Origin of the sequence: Pseudoalteromonas sp. TB64 (assembly GCF_000498095.1) — a bacterium.
Classification (GTDB): domain Bacteria; phylum Pseudomonadota; class Gammaproteobacteria; order Enterobacterales; family Alteromonadaceae; genus Pseudoalteromonas.
On record NZ_AUTQ01000262.1, the window covers coordinates 29165 to 47167 of the forward strand.

Consider the following 18003-nt stretch of genomic DNA (forward strand, 5'->3'; position numbering starts at 1 on the left):
TTATTAGGCGCCATAGCCTTAAAGTAAAACTATAACCTAGCTTGGTAGTATAGCAAGCTAGGTTAGGGGTAACGGTTACTGAATAAATGTTTTTAGTTTTTTAATGCTTTGCACTAAAAATGGAATATCGAGTCCTTGTTCAATAGAAAAACCTTCAGCGGCAGAAATATTTTTAAAATTACCATCTGAATCTATTAGTGTAATTCTATCTTTTTTATAGGCTATAACGACACCTTGTGAATAGTTAACGCCTATGTCGTCTTTTTTATTGTATAAGTTAACGCCAAGCATTGTTTGCGTTGTAATTGCTTTACAATTTAAATACTGTCCAACACTTGTCGCAATTAAGTCACTTGGTTGAATTAACCCGTCAACCTTAGAAATTCGCTTGTCAGAACTATATAAGCTAGAAGTACTTACAACCTCTTGGTTTTCACTTGCTAGGCTAAAAGCAAAAAACTGTGCGTGATCACGAGGTACTGTAATTTCAGAGCCTTTAATAACCCTAATAGCACTGTTTGTATGTGCTTGGTCGTTAACAAAGCTTAGCTCATCTATTCCTGATATTTCAATACTACGACGTTGACTTTGCCATGCAGGTAAAGTTTGATCTTTCACAATTGCGGCTTTATAAAAAGCAGGTAAACCATATACAAGACTAAATAGCATATCGCTATGATCAGTTGGTTGTAAAAATCGCTCGGTTTTATACATGTTTTTATTTTTAGCTACAAACTGTGCTAATTGTTCATCAGTTTCAAATACAAATATATCTACGTTAGCTTGAGTGTAGTCTTCACATTTTTCTAAAGGCGCTGGCATTTGATAATTTATATTTTGATTATTAATTTTAACGTTATGCGCTTGGTTATACGTTTCTATATCAAGCAGGTCGTTTTTAGCTAATAAGCTTTTAGCTGTTGTAGGGTACGAAAGCGGTAATACGTTATCTTGTTTAGTAACATCAAACTCTAAATTTGCATCAGCCCAAATATGAATGCTGTGGCTTAGTGCAAAACAAACGATTAAAAATGAAATTGCATATCGCGCAAATTTTAATTGCTTCAATTGTTCTAAACGTTGCCATGTAAAATTACTAACAATTAATTGAAAACCTAATATAAGTAAAACAATGCCGCCAGCAAGTATTGTTGTTAGGGCCGGTGAGCTTGTTAAGCGATGCCATAAAAGCGATAAAATTTCGGGCAAAGCGGATGAACTCAAATGATACCCCAAATTAAAGTACACATATGCATCAAGGGTGAGTAATGAAGCTCCAAAGGTCGCTATTACTGCAGCCATACCGCGAATGTGTCTAGGGTAGGGGAAAACTAAACTAAGCGGAAATACCGTCAGCACAAACGCTAAAAAGGCAATAAAGCTAGTGTGGCTAAGCCACGTTACTAGCATATAAACAATACCCATAAAGCTTGTTGGAGGCGAGTCTGCAAATAAATAGCTTAAGCTAATAAATAGCGCTAAGCCAATGTTGGCAAAGGTAAACCAATGCCCCCAGCTTAACAACTGACTCGCTTTTGATGAAAACTCATTGTGCTGCGATAAATTCATAAATATTATTTAACCGACTGAGCAAGAGCTTTTGCAAAGTTCTCAGTAACGGCTTGTCTTTTCCCTGTTGGTACATGCTCTTTTAAGATATGCGTGATAGAATTTCCTAAACACATAAGACTTAGATCTACTGGCGCATTGTGTTTAGTTAACACATCAATAAGCTGATCGACGATTTGTTCTACTTCTTCATTAGAGTATTTTGATAAGATTGGCATCAGTTGGTTCAATAAAATAGATATATTCCCGTATTTTAACACTAGAGGCGTGAAAAACAAAGATGACAACAGACGTTAAAAAATTAGTCGTTCATTATGTAGACAAAAAAGACGACGATACGCAAATTCATCTTCGAAATGATGAAATGATCATCAACGATAAAGTGGCTGTGTTCATCGAACAATTGCATCACGCATACAACGGTAAGCCTGGTAAAGGTTATTGTGCATTTAGTGGTGATAAAAACAGTGTAGTTGCATCCGCAATGCAAAGCTACCGTAATGATGAACTAGGCTTTTGGAACATGACAGAGCAAGCGTCAACTGTTTTAAAAGAAGAGCTAGATAAATATGCGTTTAACGAAACCGGATATTTAATCTTTTGTCATTATCAGTATGTAGCTACTGACTACATGCTTATTGCGATGATAAATATTAAAGAACATTATTCCATTACATCTGAACTTGATTTAGCAGCTTCGCGTCACCTTGATATATCGCGAATGCAACTTGCTGCCCGTATTGATTTAACGGCGTGGGATACACAGGCAGAAGACAATCGTTATATTTCATTTATTAAAGGACGAGCAGGTCGAAAAGTTGCTGACTTTTTCTTAGACTTTTTAGGTTGTGAAGAGGGTATAGACTCAAAACAACAAAGCCAAGTAATGCTAAGTGCAGTTGAAGATTACTTATCAGAGCAGCAATTCGATAAATCTGAAAAAGACGATTTACGTAAGCAAGTTTTTGATTACTGTAGTGACTGTGTAACGACCGGTGAAGATGCAAGCGTAAGTGAACTTTCGGCTACACTTACTAAAGGTGATGACAGCCCGTTCGATAGCTTTTGTAAAGAACAAAGCTACGATTTAGAAGAATCGTTTCCGGTAGATAAAAAAACAGTAACCAGTATGGTTAAATTTTCGGGTCTTGGTGGTGGTGTAAGCGTGAGTTTTGAGCGTAAACATTTAGGTGAGCGTGTTACTTATAACGAAGCAACCGATACGTTAGTGATTAAAGGTATTCCGCCAAATTTAAAAGATCAGCTTCAACGCTTTATGGAAAGTGAAAGCGAATAAACTTTCATGATCAAATTTGAAAGCTGATTTAAGAGCGCGGTATTTATATCGCGCTTTTTTACAGGCACCGTTACTTATCTTTGTGAGTAAATCACTTATTGAGGGCGTTGCCCGTAACGCCAACAAGTTGTGCACCTACAGGTTAATTTGTACTGAATGTTAAATTTTGGTTGTAGGCGTGAAGCTTGCCTACGCGAGAAGCACCGCTTCTAGTTATTTAATATCTTTGTTAATAAACCACTAAAAAATCCATTGCAAAAAGAGAAGTAAATGAGAAAACACAAACTATGGTTTATTAGCGATGTTTTTCAAGTTAGCTAGACTTAGCTTTATTACGACCTCTAAAAGCGCAGCGCCTCTTAACCTCTTTGTGAATAAATTACTAATTAAAGGCGTGAAGCAACTCTTCTGATTATTCAAAGTATTTAAACAAAAAAGCCCCGCTATTTATTAAACAGCGGGGCTTTTTAATGAGTGTTAGTTATTAATCAGCACTCAATGTTTTAGTTGTTGCAGAACTTGCACGACCAGCAGGTTTGATTGAACCTGCACGTAAGCCACTGTCTGGTACTAGTTCACGTTTGTCGTGAGCCATAGCAACAGATATATGTTTTACTTCGCTATCAGCAACTGGTGTTGGCTGAGCCATTGGAGCACTTGCAGTACCTTGCGAAACTACTGTTTTAACATGCGGTACTGATTTTTCAGTTACAACAGGCGTTTCAACTTTAGCTGGTTGCTCAGTGACTACTGGCGCTTCAACTTTAGCTGGTTGCTCAGTGACTACTGGTGCTTCAACTTTAGCTGGCTGCTCAGTTACAACTGGTGCTTCAACTTTAGCTGGTTGCTCAGTTACAACTGGCGCTTCAACTTTAGCTGGTTGCTCAGTGACTACTGGCGCTTCAACTTTAGCTGGTTGCTCAGTGACAACTGGCGCTTCAACTTTAGCTGGTTGCTCAGTTACTACTGGCGCTTCAACTTTAGCTGGCTGCTCAGTTTGTGCTTGTACTTCAACTTTAGCTAAGTCTTCAACAGCAATTGCTTGCTCAACTTGTTGAGATGCATTAACAACTGTTTCTTCAGACTTTGCTTTAAGTTCAGCTTCATACTCTGCAGCGGCTTGGTCAGCAACTGGCACGAATGCAGGAGCTTCATCTGACTTAGCTTCATTGCCTTCACCTTCAGGGCGACGACGACGTTGTCCTGATGCACGAAGATGACGAGGAGAACGACGAGAACGTGTACGCGTTTGTTCTTGATCGTCTTCAGTCGTTGCTATTTCATCGTTAGATTCAACCGCGACTACTTCTTCTTTAATATGTGCTGCTTTCTCTGCAGGAGCTTGCGTTTGTTTTTCTACAACAGGTGCTTGCTCTTGAGCTTGTGGTTTCTCATCATTAACCACAGCTTGCTCAGTCGTTTGATCAGCTACTTTTACTTGCTCAGCATTTTCATCTTGTAAACGTACTTTTTTACGTAAATTACGACGTTGGCGGCGAACTTTAGGTTTTTGTTCCTTAGGCTCTTGTGCTGGAGCTGGTTTAGAATCAACTGCAACTTTTTCAGTTGTTTCTACCTTCGCAGGTACTTCTGATTTTACTTGCTCTTTATCTTCGCTTTTATGCTCAGGTCGCTTACGTGAATTAGGATTACGACGACGCTTATTGCGGTTTTCGCTTCTCTCTTGGTTCTCGTTTGTTACTGCAGGAGAATCAGTTTTAACTTCATCTTCGTTAGTAGTGCGTTCAACACGTGGTTTAGAGCGAGGATTATTACGACGACGTTGATTGTTATTACGACGACGATTATCGTTACCACGGCTCTTATTGCGAGCGTCTTGTTCTTGCTGTTCTTTATCAGCAGCTTCTTTTTTCTCTTCTACGGTTTCGCTAGCAAATAACGATTTAAACCATTTAGCAATAGCTTCAAATAATCCACTTTCAGCTTTCACTTCAACAACAGGAGCTTTAGCTACTGGCGCGGCTTGTGGAGCTGGCGTAGAAGGCATAACAACACCTTTTAGCATTGGCTCTTCACGAACCTGTGCTACTGGCGATTTAGACATTTCATATGCTTCAGGCTCTGGAGCAACAACTTGTTCATAGCTCACAGTTTCAAGAGTTTCGTCTTTACGCAAGCGCATTACTTCATAGTGTGGCGTTTCCATGTGCTGATTAGGAATAATCACTATGTCACAGCTATGCTGTTTTTCCATGCGCTGAACACTACGGCGTTGCTCATTTAATAAATAAGCGGCAACAGCAACAGGCACTTGAGCATTTACTTGTGTTGTGTTGTCTTTAATTGCTTCTTCTTCAATTAAACGAAGTATAGAAAGAGCAATTGATTCGTTAGAACGAATAGTACCTTGACCGCTACAACGAGGGCATGGTCCTTGGCTTGCTTCACCTAATGAAGGGCGCAGGCGCTGGCGCGACATTTCAAGTAAACCAAAACGAGATATTTTACCAATTTGTACACGAGCGCGATCTGGGCGAACTGCATCTTTTAAACGGTTTTCTACTTCACGCTGATGGCGTGGAGGAGTCATATCGATAAAGTCGATAACAATTAAACCACCTAAATCACGTAGACGTAATTGACGTGCAATTTCATCTGCTGCTTCTAGGTTGGTGTTAAGTGCTGTTTCTTCAATATCGCCGCCTTTAGTTGCCTTAGACGAGTTGATATCGATAGAAGTAAGTGCTTCAGTTGGGTCAATTACAATTGAACCACCTGACGGTAAGCGTACTTCACGTTGGAACGCAGACTCAATTTGACTTTCAATTTGGTAATGCGTAAATAATGGTGTGTCGCCTTGATAAAGTTTAACACGGCTCATGAAGTCAGGACGAAAGCGTTCAATATGTGCTTGCGCTTCTTCAAATACTCGTGGTTTATCAATTAAAATTTCACCAATATCACGACGTAAATAATCGCGAATTGCGCGGAATATTACGTTACTTTCTTGGTGGATTAAAAACGGTGCTTTAGCACTTTCAGCAGCAAGTCTTATTGCTTCCCAATGTACTAGTAACGCTTTTAAATCGTAGTTTAGTTCTTCAAATGATTTACCAACACCAGCAGTACGAACAATTAAGCCCATACCTTTAGGTAGCTCTAAACGACCAAGTGCTTCTTTAAGCTCTGTACGTTCATCACCTTCAATGCGTCGAGAAATACCGCCAGCACGTGGGTTGTTAGGCATAAGTACTAAGTAACTACCTGCAACACTAATAAAGGTAGTTAAAGCTGCGCCTTTTTGGCCACGCTCTTCTTTATCTACTTGAACTATTACTTCTTGACCTTCTTTGATCACGTCACGAATATTTGGACGACCGTGGAAAGTGTAACCTGCAGGGAAGTAAGTACGGGCAATTTCTTTTAAAGGAAGGAAACCATGACGATCAGCACCATATTCTACAAATGCTGCTTCAAGAGATGGTTCAATACGCGTGATTTTACCTTTATAAATATTAGCTTTTTTCTGTTCGTGACCTGGGCTTTCTATATCTAAATCATATAGGCGCTGGCCGTCAACCAGTGCTACACGCATTTCTTCTTGCTGCGTTGCATTGATTAGCATACGTTTCATATTATTACTCTACTAGTTTATGTCTCTGACATGACGATGTTTTCTCGCCTGTTCAGTTGTTCCTATTTTTAGAATGTGCAGCCTCACGACTGGGTCTTTAACGGAACGGCTCTGTATTTCCGTATGCAGTATTTTAAATGGTGGCAAACAATAGTGCGTAGTCACGCTATTAAATTCTTAATGGTGTAAAAGTGTCGGCTTTTCAGCTGCATTACACGTTTACCCAGAAGTCGGCCTGTCATATTAATCTTACTAAATATCATTCATATTAGGCGCGTAGGGCTCATTAAATCGTAAGCAATACACATACTTCATGTATCGCTAGTATTCGGTTTATGAGCAGTAGTCGCTGCCGATGTTAATGAACGCTTATTTTTTAGATTTTTTTAGTTCTAAATAAGCTGCTATACGGCACTACAATAATTGAGCAAATGCTGAACGACGTGTTTTTACGTCGCCACTATCAGACAAATTATCTGTTCATTGCTTTTTCTATCACATTAAAAATCGCTTCATGTTCAAACTTAACTTGCAATATATTACGCGCATTGCCGTTAATTGATCGCACGTGTTGACTAGGTATGTATAAAAGCTTTGGAAAACTTAACTCGGATCTGTATGATCGGCTACCCAGAATGTGCATCACGAATGTTTTAATGTGTTAAAAAGCACCGTTGTTATTTGCAAATATTAAATATTTGCGCTGCTGATTATCCCACTATTATTACAGTGTTAGCAACTAAATTATTTTACTTAAATTAGTGATTAGGCAATGTCAGAAAAAAACGACTTACAAGTAACTTATGTCACGATCAACGAAGACCATTTAGGTCAGCGAATTGATAACTTTCTTATTACCCATTTAAAAGGGGTGCCTAAAAGCGCTATTTATAAACTTTTACGAAAAGGCGAGGTACGCGTTAATAAAAAACGTATTAAGCCTGTATATAAACTGCAGCTTGAAGATGTTATTCGTATAGCGCCAATTAGAGTGGCTGAACGCGAAGAATTTGTACCAGCAAAACTTGATAAAGTAACACGCCTTGAAAATGATATTTTATTTGAAGATAAGTATCTTATTGTAATCAATAAACCATCAGGTATGGCAGTTCATGGCGGCAGTGGTTTAAGCTACGGCTTAATCGAAGCATTGCGCGTACTACGCCCTGAAGAACGTAGTTTAGAGCTTGTACATAGACTTGACCGTGATACATCGGGTTGTTTATTAATTTCTAAACGTCGCTCAGTACTGACAGCTTTACATGAACAGCTACGTGAAAAAACCATGGAAAAAAACTATTGGGCGTTAGTTAGCGGTCAATGGGATGGTAAAACTAAAAATGTAACCGAAGGGCTACGAAAAAACACACTTAAGTCGGGTGAGCGTGTGGTACGTGTTGATAATGTTGAAGGTAAACCGTCACATACTCGTTTTAAAGTACTTGAGCGTTTTGACGATTGCTCACTTGTACAAGCATCACCGGTTACAGGTCGTACGCATCAAATTCGTGTGCACACACAATGTAAAGGTCATGCTATTGCGTGCGATGATAAATATGGTGAACAAGAATTTGATGATTCAATGCGTAAAGTTGGTTTAAATCGTTTATTTTTACACGCACACGATTTAAGCTTTTATCATCCAAAAAATGAAACGACTATGCGAGTAGAAGCACCACTTGATAAAGCATTGAGTAGTTGCTTGCTTAAATTACGTGCTAGTAAAGCGTGATAAGTAACAAATCAGTCAAAAAGTACAAACTTGTCATTTTTGACTGGGACGGCACCGTTATGGATTCAATTACTAAAATAGTAAATTGTATTCGTAGTAGTTCCGTTGCACTTAATATTGTGCCGCCTAGCGATGAAGTAATTAAAAGCATTATTGGTATGTCGCTTGAAAAAGCAATTGACGTTTTATTTCCTGATAATGCAGCGCAGCACCAAGCGTTAATTTCAGGCTATAAATATCAATACAGTGTCGATACGACTCCCACTCCCGTATTTGCTAATGTTGCCAGCGTTTTAAATACTTTAAAAGAGCAGGGCATTATTTTAGCGGTTGCAACAGGTAAAGGTAGGGGTGGGTTAGATCGTTTACTTGAACAAAGTCAATTACGTCATTTTTTTAGTGCAACGCGTACAAGCGATGAAGCGCAATCAAAGCCTTCTCCAGATATGTTGTATCAATTACTTGAAGAACTTGGCATAAGCGCTAATGACGCTGTAATGATTGGTGATACTCAAATAGACATGACCATGGCAAAAGCTGCTGGCATGGATAGAATTGGCGTAACAATGGGTGTACACAACGCACAGCAGCTAAATAAGCTTAGCCCTGTTGCAACGGTAGATAATTATCTACAGCTGCAACACGTGTTAATTGGCTAGCTTTGTAATTAAAATTTGTTTTGGGCAGCTAATACATCTAAACCAAACTCAGCCAGCAATTGGCTGAGTTTAATTAATGGTAAACCAATTAAACTATTTGGATCGTCCCCAGTTAATTTTTCAAACAAGCAAATACCCAAACCTTCACTTTTAAAACTACCTGCGCAGTTGTAAGGTTGTTCTGCATCGCAATAAGCACTAATTTGTGCGTCACTTAGGGTTTTAAAAGTAACATTAAAGGGTTCAACACACGTTTTTTTATTACCAGTTACAATATCGTAAACACATAAACCCGTTAAAAATGTTACAGTATGCCCGCTAAATAAATTTAGTTGTTTTACGGCATTCTGTTTATTATGCGGTTTACCTAAAATTTGATTATTAAATACTGCGACCTGGTCTGATCCAATAGCTAAACCTTTGTTAAAGTGCTTATTTGCTACTGAAGCCTTTAATTCACTTAAACGCTTAACCAGCTCTGTGGGTGTTTCGCCTTCAAGTGCTGATTCGTCAACATCTGGTGAAAACGTATCAAATGGTAAATTAAATTTTTGTAATAAAGACTGCCTAAAAGGTGAGCTTGACGCTAAAATAAGTGGGTACTTCACGGATTTTTTCCTATGATAAATCAGATTGAGTTAGGATAAATCAGATCCGTAAGTAAAACACGTTAAAAACCACGTAAAAATGGTTTTTTACTTTGACTAACAAACTAACTATCTATATGATGCAGCCCCTATGCAAAAGGTGAAAATTCCCATCACTCTTCATCCAGGCAAAGCAGCGCAGCACCGTTTAAAGTATGACGGAATTGTACCGCTTGAAAAACTTACTCGTTTAGAGAAAGTTGTGCAGGAAGAAGTAGGTGAAATAGCGGTAAAAATTCATTGCAAAAACGATGATCAAGGTTTCGTTGTGATTAGAGGCAATTTGTCCACACACTTAACTGTCACTTGTCAACGTTGTAATGGTGATTTAGGGTTGGATTTGGTTCAAGACTTTGTATATTCTCCAGTAGGTGAAGACACTGAGTCAGATATTTTTCCAGAAGACTACGATGAAGTAGCGCTTGATGAAAATGGTGAAGTTAACGTTTTTGATTTAATTGAAGACGAACTAATTTTAGCAATTCCATTAGTTGCTACCCACAACGAAGCTTCATGCAGTTATTCAGCAAAGCCTGCCAGCTTTGGTGTTTTAAAGGCGGAAGATGATAAACCTAATCCATTTGATATTTTGAAACAACTTAAGAAAGATTCTTAGGAGAAGACTATGGCTGTACAAAAAAGCAAAAAGTCTCGTGCAAGACGCGGCATGCGCCGTTCACACGATGCGATCAGTGGTCCAACTTTAACTGTAGATCAAACATCTGGTGAGACTCATCGTCGTCACCATGTGACTGCAGATGGTTACTACAAAGGCGTTCAAGTAATTTCTAAATAAGAGATTGCTTTATGCTGAAAGATCTAACCATAGCGTTAGATATGATGGGGGGCGATTACGGCCCCCGTTCATCTATTCCCGCTGCCGTACATGCGGTAAACGTTCATGCCAACTTAACACTCATTTTGTGTGGTAACGAACACGTTATATCTAAAGAACTCGAATCCCTCGATTCTTTATCACATCCAAGATTAATTATTCGCCATTGTAGTGAAATAGTCACTAATGCTTGCGAACCTTCAATTGCTGTACGTTCAAAAAAAGATTCATCTATGCGTGTTGCCCTCGATTTGGTTAAATCGGGCGAAGCTCAAGCATGCGTAAGTTCTGGTAACACGGGTGCGTTATTTTTTATGGCTCACTATGTTTTAAAAATGCTACCAGGCGTTAAACGTGCCGCACTTATATCAGCTGTGCCTACCGAAGGTAAAAACCCAGTATATCTTCTAGATTTAGGCGCTAACGTGCACTGCGATGCCGAAATACTGTATCAGTTTGGCATTATGGGCTCAGTAGTTGCCGGTCAAGCATTGGGTTGTAACAACCCCAAAGTGAGTTTATTAAATATTGGTTCTGAAGACATAAAAGGTCACGAAGGCATTAAGCAGGCTGCTCAGTTAATGCAACAAAGCCCTCATATAAATTATGTTGGTTACAGTGAAGGTAGTGACATTTTTACAGGCAAAGCCGATGTAATTGTATGCGAAGGCTTTGTAGGTAATGTAGCGCTCAAAACATGCGAAGGCATAGCAAAACTTATTATGAATAAGTTTACAGCAGCACTCGAAAAGCACCTTCTTTATAAATGTATGGCCTTTATACTTCGCCCAATCATAAAAAAACTCTATAAAAAGGTGAACCCCGACCAGTATAACGGTGCAAGTCTGGTAGGATTGCGCGGTATTGTCGTTAAAAGCCATGGAAATGCCTCAGCTAAGGCATTTCAAGCAGCGATCGATGAAGCGGTAAAAGAAGTTGAACGTCAACTTCCTGATAAAATAGCCGCAATTTTCGAAAAAACACATTCCGAAAACACGGCGGTTAATCAATAATTGATGTGCCGTGTTTTACAATAATATTTATTTGTTTAATTAAAAAGAGCAAAGTATGGCACAACAAATTGCACTTCTATTCCCAGGTCAAGGCTCACAAAGCGTTGGTATGTTACAAGAGTTACTAGAAAGCTCAGACATTGTTAAAGCAACGTTTGGCGAAGCGTCTGATGCATTAGGCTACGATCTCGCTGAGTTAGTACTTAATGGTCCAGAAGAAAAACTTAATGAAACACATCGTACTCAACCTGCCTTATTAACGGCAAGTGTTGCTATTTATCGTCATTGGTTAGCAGCAAACCCTGATACAGATGTTGTTATGGCAGNGGTCACAGTTTAGGTGAATACTCTGCATTAGTATGTAGTGATGTTATTAGCTTGAGCGAAGCTGTTAAGCTTGTCGAAAATCGTGGTTTATACATGCAAGAGGCAGTACCAGCAGGTGTTGGTTCAATGGCTGCTATTATTGGTTTAGGTGATGCTGAAATTCAAGCTGCGTGCGATGCATCAGCACAAGGTGAGGTTGTTTCTCCAGTAAATTACAACTCGCCTGGTCAAGTTGTTATTGCAGGGCATAAAGCTGCAGTAGATAGAGCATCACAAGCATGTAAAGATGCAGGCGCTAAACGTGCGTTACCTCTTTCTGTAAGCGTGCCTTCACATTGTGAGTTAATGAAACCGGCTGCTGAAAAACTTGCAGCAGATTTAGCCGCTTTAACATTTAATACACCTAAGTGTGGTGTAATTAATAATGTAGACGTGAAAGCTGAAGCAGCAGCTGATGCGATTAAAGAAGCATTAGTACGCCAATTATACAGCCCAGTACGCTGGACAGAAACAGTGCAAGCACTTGTTGCACAAGGCATTACGCAAAGTTACGAATTTGGTCCAGGTAAAGTATTAACTGGTCTTGCAAAACGAATTGATAAAGCAATGATTTGTGGCTCAGTAAACGACTGTGCTTCAATTGATGCAGCTAAATAAGAGTATATAAAATGTCTAACTTATTTTCTTTAGAGGGCAAAGTTGTCCTAATTACTGGCGCTAGCCGTGGTATTGGTAAAGCAATTGCAACAACTTTAATTGCACAAGGCGCGAAAGTAGCTGGNAGCGACGAGTGAGTCTGGTGCAGCTAAAATTAGCGAATACCTAGGTGGTAGCGGTAAAGGTTACGCATTAAATGTAACCGATGCTGCTTCTATAGAAGCAACTTTAGCAGCAATTAAAGCTGATTTAGGCGATATTGACGTACTTGTAAACAACGCAGGTATTACACGCGATAATTTATTAATGCGTATGAAAGATGATGAGTGGAACGATATTATCGACACCAACTTAAGCTCAATCTTCCGCTTATCTAAAGCTGTATTACGCCCAATGATGAAGAAAAGAAACGGTCGTATTATCAACATAGGCTCAGTAGTGGGCACTATGGGCAATGCAGGTCAAGCTAACTATGCAGCTGCAAAAGCAGGTGTTATTGGCTTTTCTAAGTCATTAGCTCGTGAAGTTGCATCGCGTGGTATTACAGTAAACGTTGTATCACCTGGTTTTATTCAAACAGATATGACCGATGAGTTAACAGAAGATCAAAAAGCAGCTACACTCGCTAATGTACCAGCAGGACGTTTGGGTCAGCCAGATGAAATTGCTGCTGCAGTTTGTTACCTAGCATCAGATGCTGCTGCTTATGTTTCAGGCGAAACTTTGCATGTAAATGGTGCGATGTACATGGTTTAATCGCCATTTAATTTGCACTGTAACCAAATTAAGTTGAGCAGGGCATCTAAAAAACATTGAATTTTTAGTAAACTTGCTTTAAACATACTTGAAATCGCTGCGAAAATAAGCGATAAAAGATAAAATAAACACTCAGAGGTTTGACCAGACAATTATTTATGGTCAAATCATTGAATCAGAGAATTATGCGGCGTAAACTACGCGGCAATCTGAAAATAACGCATTGGCGTTTTTAATAAAGGAAAGAAGAATGAGCGATATCCAAGAACGCGTAAAGAAAATTATCATCGAACAACTAGGTGTTAAAGAAGAAGAAGTTAAAAACGAATCTTCTTTCGTAGATGACCTAGGTGCAGATTCTCTTGATACTGTTGAACTAGTTATGGCTCTTGAAGAAGAGTTTGATACTGAGATCCCAGATGAAGAAGCTGAAAAGATCACTACAGTACAAACTGCAATCGATTACGTTACAGCTCACGCTGAGTAATTAATCGCAAATTAAGGGCAGCATTCGCTGCCCTTAATTTATATATCCAAACCACCTCAAAGTACACGATCCGAAACCCAAACCTTAACGTCCAATTTTAACTAACAATTATTTTTGCGTGTGTTATGCGTTTTTAATCTATTTTGGGACTAGCACTTTGAGGTAGCTTGGGTATGATCACATACTTATAAAAATAATCCCTTATTGGAGGCAAACCGTGGCTAAACGTCGAGTTGTCGTAACTGGCTTAGGAATGTTGACGCCGCTAGGTAATGATGTGCAATCAACCTGGCAAGGCTTATTAGATGGTAAAAGTGGTATTCAAACAATAACTCACTTTGATACATCAAAATTTGGTACAAAGTTCGCTGGTTTAATTAACGACTTTGATGCATCGGCATACATGCAACCTAAAGATGCTAAAAAAATGGATTTATTTATCCAATATGGCATTGCAGCAGGTGTACAAGCCTTTCAAGATTCTGGTCTAGAAGTAACTGAGCAAAATGCAACACGTATTGGTGTAGCGGTAGGCTCTGGTATTGGTGGATTAACACTTATTGAAGAAAACCACATTAAACTATTAAATAGTGGTCCACGTAAGTTATCGCCGTTCTATGTACCATCAACCATTATTAATATGATCTCTGGTCATTTATCAATAATGCATGGGCTTCGTGGTCCAAATATATCTATTGTTACCGCGTGTACAACTGGTTTGCACAACATAGGTCATGCTGCACGTATGATTGCTTATGGTGATGCAGATGCAATGGTTGCCGGCGGTGCAGAAAAAGCCTGTACTCCAATTGGTATGGGTGGCTTTAACGCAGCACGCGCGTTATCAACACGTAACGACGATCCACAAGCGGCTTCTCGCCCTTGGGATAAAGATCGCGACGGTTTTGTATTGTCGGATGGTGCTGGCGTTGTTGTTGTTGAAGAATATGAACATGCTAAAGCACGTGGCGCTAAAATTTATGCAGAGCTAGTAGGTTTTGGCATGAGTGGCGATGCTTACCACATGACATCTCCACCGGAAGATGGTGCTGGTGCAGCGCTTGCAATGGAAAACGCATTAAACGATGCGCAAGTAAATGCAGAGCAAGTGGGCTACATTAATGCACACGGTACATCTACAAATGCTGGCGACAAAGCAGAAACCTCAGCGGTTAAATCTATATTTGGCAATGCAGCAAAAGATGTAATGGTTGGTTCGTCTAAGTCAATGATGGGTCACTTACTCGGCGCTGCTGGTTCGGTAGAGTCTATTATTTCGATTTTATCGCTAACAGACCAAAAAGTGTCGCCAACTATTAACCTTGATAATCCTGATGAAGGGTGTGATTTAGATTACATTGCTCACACCGCACGTGATGCAAAGTTAGACTTTGCGCTATGTAACTCGTTTGGTTTTGGTGGTACTAATGGCTCGTTGCTATTTAAAAAGGTATAATCTTTTTTAACAACGAATCAAATTATAAGAGCTCAGTTGTTTAACTGGGCTTTTTTTATATGCATAAAACAATAAAGCACACACAAACAATTATCGTAGCGGGAAAAAGTAGCGTTATAAGTACATCCGATCGTGGTTTAAACTATGGTGACGGCTTTTTTACAACCGCAAAAGTAGTCAGCGGGCAAGTACAGCACTGGTCATATCATAAGGCACGTTTAGCTGAGTGCGCAGCACGATTGGGTTTTCCTCAAATAGATTTTAATAATCTTGAAAAGCATATTACTAAGCAAATAGCAGAGCAAACACTCAGTGTACTAAAAATTGTAATTACACGAGGAGAAGGCGGGCGTGGCTATGGTTTACCTAGTGAATATAATTTAACTATTGTAGTAAGTGTTTTAGATTACCCAAAAAATTACAAGACACTTTCTCATATGGGTTTAAGCCTTAATGTTAGTCCTATTAAATTAGCCTCTCAACCATTACTTGCAGGGCTTAAAACTCTAAACCGCCTTGAACAAGTATTGATAAAAAAAGCAATGCAAACACAAGATTGCGACGATGTACTTGTGCTCGATTACAACAATAATGTGATAGAAGCGTCTGCGGCAAATATTTTTGCCATTAAGCATAATAAATTATTTACGCCACAGCTTGATGAGTGCGGTATAAAGGGTGTTTATCTACAATCGTTATGTGATAAATTACCCGTTGAATTTAAGCGTGTTGGTGTGGATGAGTTAATCAATGCAGATGCGGTTTTTGTATGCAACAGCTTAATGGGTGCAGTGCCTGTACGTAGCATAGAACAGCACATATTTAATGTTAAGCAGAGCCAGTTATTATTAAACGAATTATTAGCCAAGGAGGCTAAGTGTTAAAAGTTATTTTATCGGTATTATTGTTAGCGCTTATTACAACCGCAATTGGGTATCAGCAAATACAATCAACAATAAACAGCCCATTACAGGTAGCAAATAGCACGCAATTTGAAGTCAAACATGGCACTGGCTTTAATCAGTTATGTCGTCAATGGCAAGCAAATAAATGGGTGGAAGACTGTTGGCGCTACCAAGTTATTGCAAAGCTAGACCCAACCCTTACCGATTTAAAAGCAGGACTTTACGAGCTTAATAACGATAGTGTTATCGAAAATATTAAAAAAATAAACCAAGGTCAGCAAGTAAACTTTATTTTTACTATAATTGAAGGTCAATCGCTTCGTGATGTATTGACCGTAATTAAAAGCGCCAGTAATTTACAAAACGATTTAAAGGTAGATAAATTAAGTGAGCAACTACTAGGAAACAACTCAAACCTAGAAGGTTGGTTGTTTCCAGATACGTATCATTATCATAATAACGATACAGCAAGTAGTGTACTAAAACGTGCAGTTCAAAAAATGCAGCTAACGTTAAATAGTGCGTGGGAGCAACGAGCTACTGATTTACCGTACAAAACAGCATACGAAGCTTTAATAATGGCATCGATTATAGAAAAAGAAACGGGCCTTGCAAGCGAGCGCCCGCTAATTGCTTCTGCATTTGTAAACCGATTAAACACTAATATGCGTCTTCAAACCGACCCTACCGTAATATATGGCTTAGGAGAGGGATTTGATGGCGATATTAAACGTAAAGATTTACGTGATTACACACCCTATAATACGTACCGTATTAATGGTTTACCGCCAACTCCTATTGCTATGCCGTCAAAAGCCGCTATTTTAGCTGCTGTTAATCCGCCGCAAACGCAATACGTTTATTTTGTATCAAAAGGCGATGGCAGCCACCAATTTTCGACCACATTAAAACAACATAATGCGGCAGTTAACACATACATATTAAATAAAAAGAACTAACTCTTTTATGAAACCAAAATTTATAGTAATTGAAGGCCTAGAAGGCGCAGGTAAATCGACAGCTATTTCGTTGTGCCAAGATTTTTTAAATAAAAAGCATATCGACTTTATTAATGTACGCGAACCAGGTGGAACACCACTGGCCGAGTCGCTACGTACTTTAGTAAAAGCTGAGCACGATGAAGAAATAGCATTCGAGACTGAGCTTTTAATTATGTACGCCGCACGTTCGCAATTAATGCATAACGTAATTAACCCAGCTCTTGAGCAAGGTAAGTGGATACTTGCTGACCGTCATGACTTATCGTCTCAGGCGTATCAGGGCGGTGGGCGCGGTATTAGTTCAAATACATTAGCTTCGCTATCCTCAATGGTATTAAAAGGATTAAAGCCCGATTTAACTATTTACCTTGATATTGACCCTGTTATTGGCCTTGAGCGTGCAAAAGGGCGTGGCGAGCTAGATCGAATAGAGCAAGAAGCTATTGAGTTTTTTCAGCGAACACGTATGCGCTACGTAGAGCTTGCAAATGACGATTCATCAATTAAAACTGTAGATGCAAATCAAGACATAGACAAAGTACACCGTGATATAACCCATGTATTACGCACGTTTTTTGACGGATTAAAATAACATGGCATTGCCTTGGTTACATGATGTACAGCAACGCTTAGCACAAAGCTTTCGTGGTCAGCGTTTTCATCATGCACAACTATTTTTTGGACCGACGGGTGTAGGTAAATTTGAACTGAGCGATCAGTTAGCAAATGCATTACTGTGTCAAAATACAGTAGAGCGCTTAACTATACCAAACAGTATTTTATCGCCTTGTGGACAATGTAAAAGCTGCTTGTTAACACTTGCTGGTACTCACCCCGACAAACGATTAACGCAAGTCGACGGGCAAAGCATTGGCGTAGATGATATACGCGGTATTAGTGATTTTATGAATCACTCAGCAGCACAAAATGGTAATAAAGTCGTTATTATCGAAAACTGCGAAAAAATGACTACAGCCGCAGCAAATGCACTTTTAAAAACATTAGAAGAGCCAAGTAATAGCCGATTTTTAATATTAACGACAAGCCAACCAGCACAGCTACCAGCC

General features: G+C 39.2%; 16 protein-coding genes and 2 pseudogenes. 14 read left to right on the top strand and 4 right to left on the bottom strand.

Annotated elements, in window-relative coordinates; translation table 11 throughout:
• Positions 1-75: 75 nt before the first annotated feature.
• Complete coding sequence (locus L647_RS0121885; protein WP_024612907.1) at positions 76-1569, bottom strand: DUF3413 domain-containing protein; 1494 nt, start codon at positions 1567-1569, stop codon at positions 76-78.
• A 5-nt stretch (positions 1570-1574) separates the two neighbouring features.
• A complete protein-coding gene (locus L647_RS0121890; RefSeq protein ID WP_002961475.1) occupies positions 1575-1787 on the bottom strand; it encodes a DUF1414 domain-containing protein in 213 nt (70 codons plus the stop codon).
• Positions 1788-1849: 62 nt separating this feature from the next.
• On the opposite strand from L647_RS0121890, the gene yejK reads away from it, so the two are divergent.
• A complete protein-coding gene (gene yejK, locus L647_RS0121895; protein ID WP_024612908.1) occupies positions 1850-2866 on the top strand; it encodes a nucleoid-associated protein YejK in 1017 nt (338 codons plus the stop codon).
• Positions 2867-3350: 484 nt separating this feature from the next.
• Here the strand turns inward: yejK and rne are convergent, their stop codons facing one another.
• Positions 3351-6461 (bottom strand): ribonuclease E, encoded by a 3111-nt coding sequence (gene rne, locus L647_RS0121900; protein WP_024612909.1) that lies wholly within the window; start codon positions 6459-6461, stop codon positions 3351-3353.
• Positions 6462-7233: 772 nt separating this feature from the next.
• On the opposite strand from rne, the gene rluC reads away from it, so the two are divergent.
• Both rluC and L647_RS0121910 read left to right on the top strand, forming a co-directional pair.
• Positions 7234-8193: a 23S rRNA pseudouridine(955/2504/2580) synthase RluC gene (rluC, locus tag L647_RS0121905; protein ID WP_024612910.1), complete on the top strand. Its 960-nt coding sequence runs from the start codon at positions 7234-7236 to the stop codon at positions 8191-8193.
• Positions 8190-8852 (top strand): HAD-IA family hydrolase, encoded by a 663-nt coding sequence (locus L647_RS0121910; protein ID WP_024612911.1) that lies wholly within the window; start codon positions 8190-8192, stop codon positions 8850-8852. The genes rluC and L647_RS0121910 overlap by 4 nt, the downstream gene beginning before the upstream one ends.
• An 8-nt stretch (positions 8853-8860) precedes the next feature.
• Here L647_RS0121910 and L647_RS0121915 read toward each other — a convergent pair whose 3' ends face one another.
• A complete protein-coding gene (locus tag L647_RS0121915; RefSeq protein WP_024612912.1) occupies positions 8861-9460 on the bottom strand; it encodes a Maf family protein in 600 nt (199 codons plus the stop codon).
• Between the two features lie 130 nt (positions 9461-9590).
• Between L647_RS0121915 and yceD the strand changes: the two genes are divergently transcribed.
• From yceD to L647_RS0121975, 11 genes and pseudogenes are all read left to right on the top strand, one after another.
• Positions 9591-10115: a 23S rRNA accumulation protein YceD gene (gene yceD / locus L647_RS0121920; RefSeq protein ID WP_024612913.1), complete on the top strand. Its 525-nt coding sequence runs from the start codon at positions 9591-9593 to the stop codon at positions 10113-10115.
• A 9-nt stretch (positions 10116-10124) separates the two neighbouring features.
• Positions 10125-10295: a 50S ribosomal protein L32 gene (gene rpmF / locus L647_RS0121925; protein WP_002962381.1), complete on the top strand. Its 171-nt coding sequence runs from the start codon at positions 10125-10127 to the stop codon at positions 10293-10295.
• An 11-nt stretch (positions 10296-10306) separates the two neighbouring features.
• Positions 10307-11347, top strand: a complete 1041-nt coding sequence (gene plsX / locus L647_RS0121930; protein ID WP_024612914.1) for a phosphate acyltransferase PlsX — start codon at positions 10307-10309, stop codon at positions 11345-11347.
• 55 nt (positions 11348-11402) lie between these two features.
• Positions 11403-12331 (top strand): annotated as a pseudogene (gene fabD / locus L647_RS01000000124825) (ACP S-malonyltransferase).
• Between the two features lie 11 nt (positions 12332-12342).
• A pseudogene (gene fabG, locus L647_RS01000000124830) lies at positions 12343-13087 on the top strand (3-oxoacyl-ACP reductase FabG).
• Positions 13088-13337: 250 nt separating this feature from the next.
• Positions 13338-13574: an acyl carrier protein gene (gene acpP / locus L647_RS0121950; protein WP_002962377.1), complete on the top strand. Its 237-nt coding sequence runs from the start codon at positions 13338-13340 to the stop codon at positions 13572-13574.
• Positions 13575-13791: 217 nt separating this feature from the next.
• A complete protein-coding gene (gene fabF / locus L647_RS0121955) occupies positions 13792-15030 on the top strand; it encodes a beta-ketoacyl-ACP synthase II (RefSeq protein ID WP_024612915.1) in 1239 nt (412 codons plus the stop codon).
• Positions 15031-15089: 59 nt separating this feature from the next.
• Positions 15090-15914, top strand: a complete 825-nt coding sequence (gene pabC, locus L647_RS0121960) for an aminodeoxychorismate lyase (RefSeq protein ID WP_024612916.1) — start codon at positions 15090-15092, stop codon at positions 15912-15914.
• A complete protein-coding gene (gene mltG / locus L647_RS0121965) occupies positions 15908-16894 on the top strand; it encodes an endolytic transglycosylase MltG (protein ID WP_024612917.1) in 987 nt (328 codons plus the stop codon). The genes pabC and mltG overlap by 7 nt, the downstream gene beginning before the upstream one ends.
• 7 nt (positions 16895-16901) lie before the next feature.
• Complete coding sequence (gene tmk, locus L647_RS0121970) at positions 16902-17528, top strand: dTMP kinase (protein WP_024612918.1); 627 nt, start codon at positions 16902-16904, stop codon at positions 17526-17528.
• A gap of 1 nt (position 17529) precedes the next feature.
• The coding region (locus tag L647_RS0121975; protein ID WP_024612919.1) for an AAA family ATPase at positions 17530-18003 on the top strand (474 nt) is incomplete at its 3' end.

Excerpts from the sequence above, each read along its gene's own strand:
- rne (WP_024612909.1), bottom strand. The coding sequence starts at position 6,461 with ATGAAACGTATGCTAATCAATGCAACGCAGCAAGAAGAAATGCGTGTA.
- rluC (WP_024612910.1), top strand. The coding sequence starts at position 7,234 with ATGTCAGAAAAAAACGACTTACAAGTAACTTATGTCACGATCAACGAA.
- L647_RS0121890 (WP_002961475.1), bottom strand. The coding sequence starts at position 1,787 with ATGCCAATCTTATCAAAATACTCTAATGAAGAAGTAGAACAAATCGTC.
- tmk (WP_024612918.1), top strand. The coding sequence starts at position 16,902 with ATGAAACCAAAATTTATAGTAATTGAAGGCCTAGAAGGCGCAGGTAAA.
- L647_RS0121885 (WP_024612907.1), bottom strand. The coding sequence starts at position 1,569 with ATGAATTTATCGCAGCACAATGAGTTTTCATCAAAAGCGAGTCAGTTG.
- yejK (WP_024612908.1), top strand. The coding sequence starts at position 1,850 with ATGACAACAGACGTTAAAAAATTAGTCGTTCATTATGTAGACAAAAAA.
- rpmF (WP_002962381.1), top strand. The coding sequence starts at position 10,125 with ATGGCTGTACAAAAAAGCAAAAAGTCTCGTGCAAGACGCGGCATGCGC.
- plsX (WP_024612914.1), top strand. The coding sequence starts at position 10,307 with ATGCTGAAAGATCTAACCATAGCGTTAGATATGATGGGGGGCGATTAC.
- yceD (WP_024612913.1), top strand. The coding sequence starts at position 9,591 with ATGCAAAAGGTGAAAATTCCCATCACTCTTCATCCAGGCAAAGCAGCG.
- acpP (WP_002962377.1), top strand. The coding sequence starts at position 13,338 with ATGAGCGATATCCAAGAACGCGTAAAGAAAATTATCATCGAACAACTA.
- pabC (WP_024612916.1), top strand. The coding sequence starts at position 15,090 with ATGCATAAAACAATAAAGCACACACAAACAATTATCGTAGCGGGAAAA.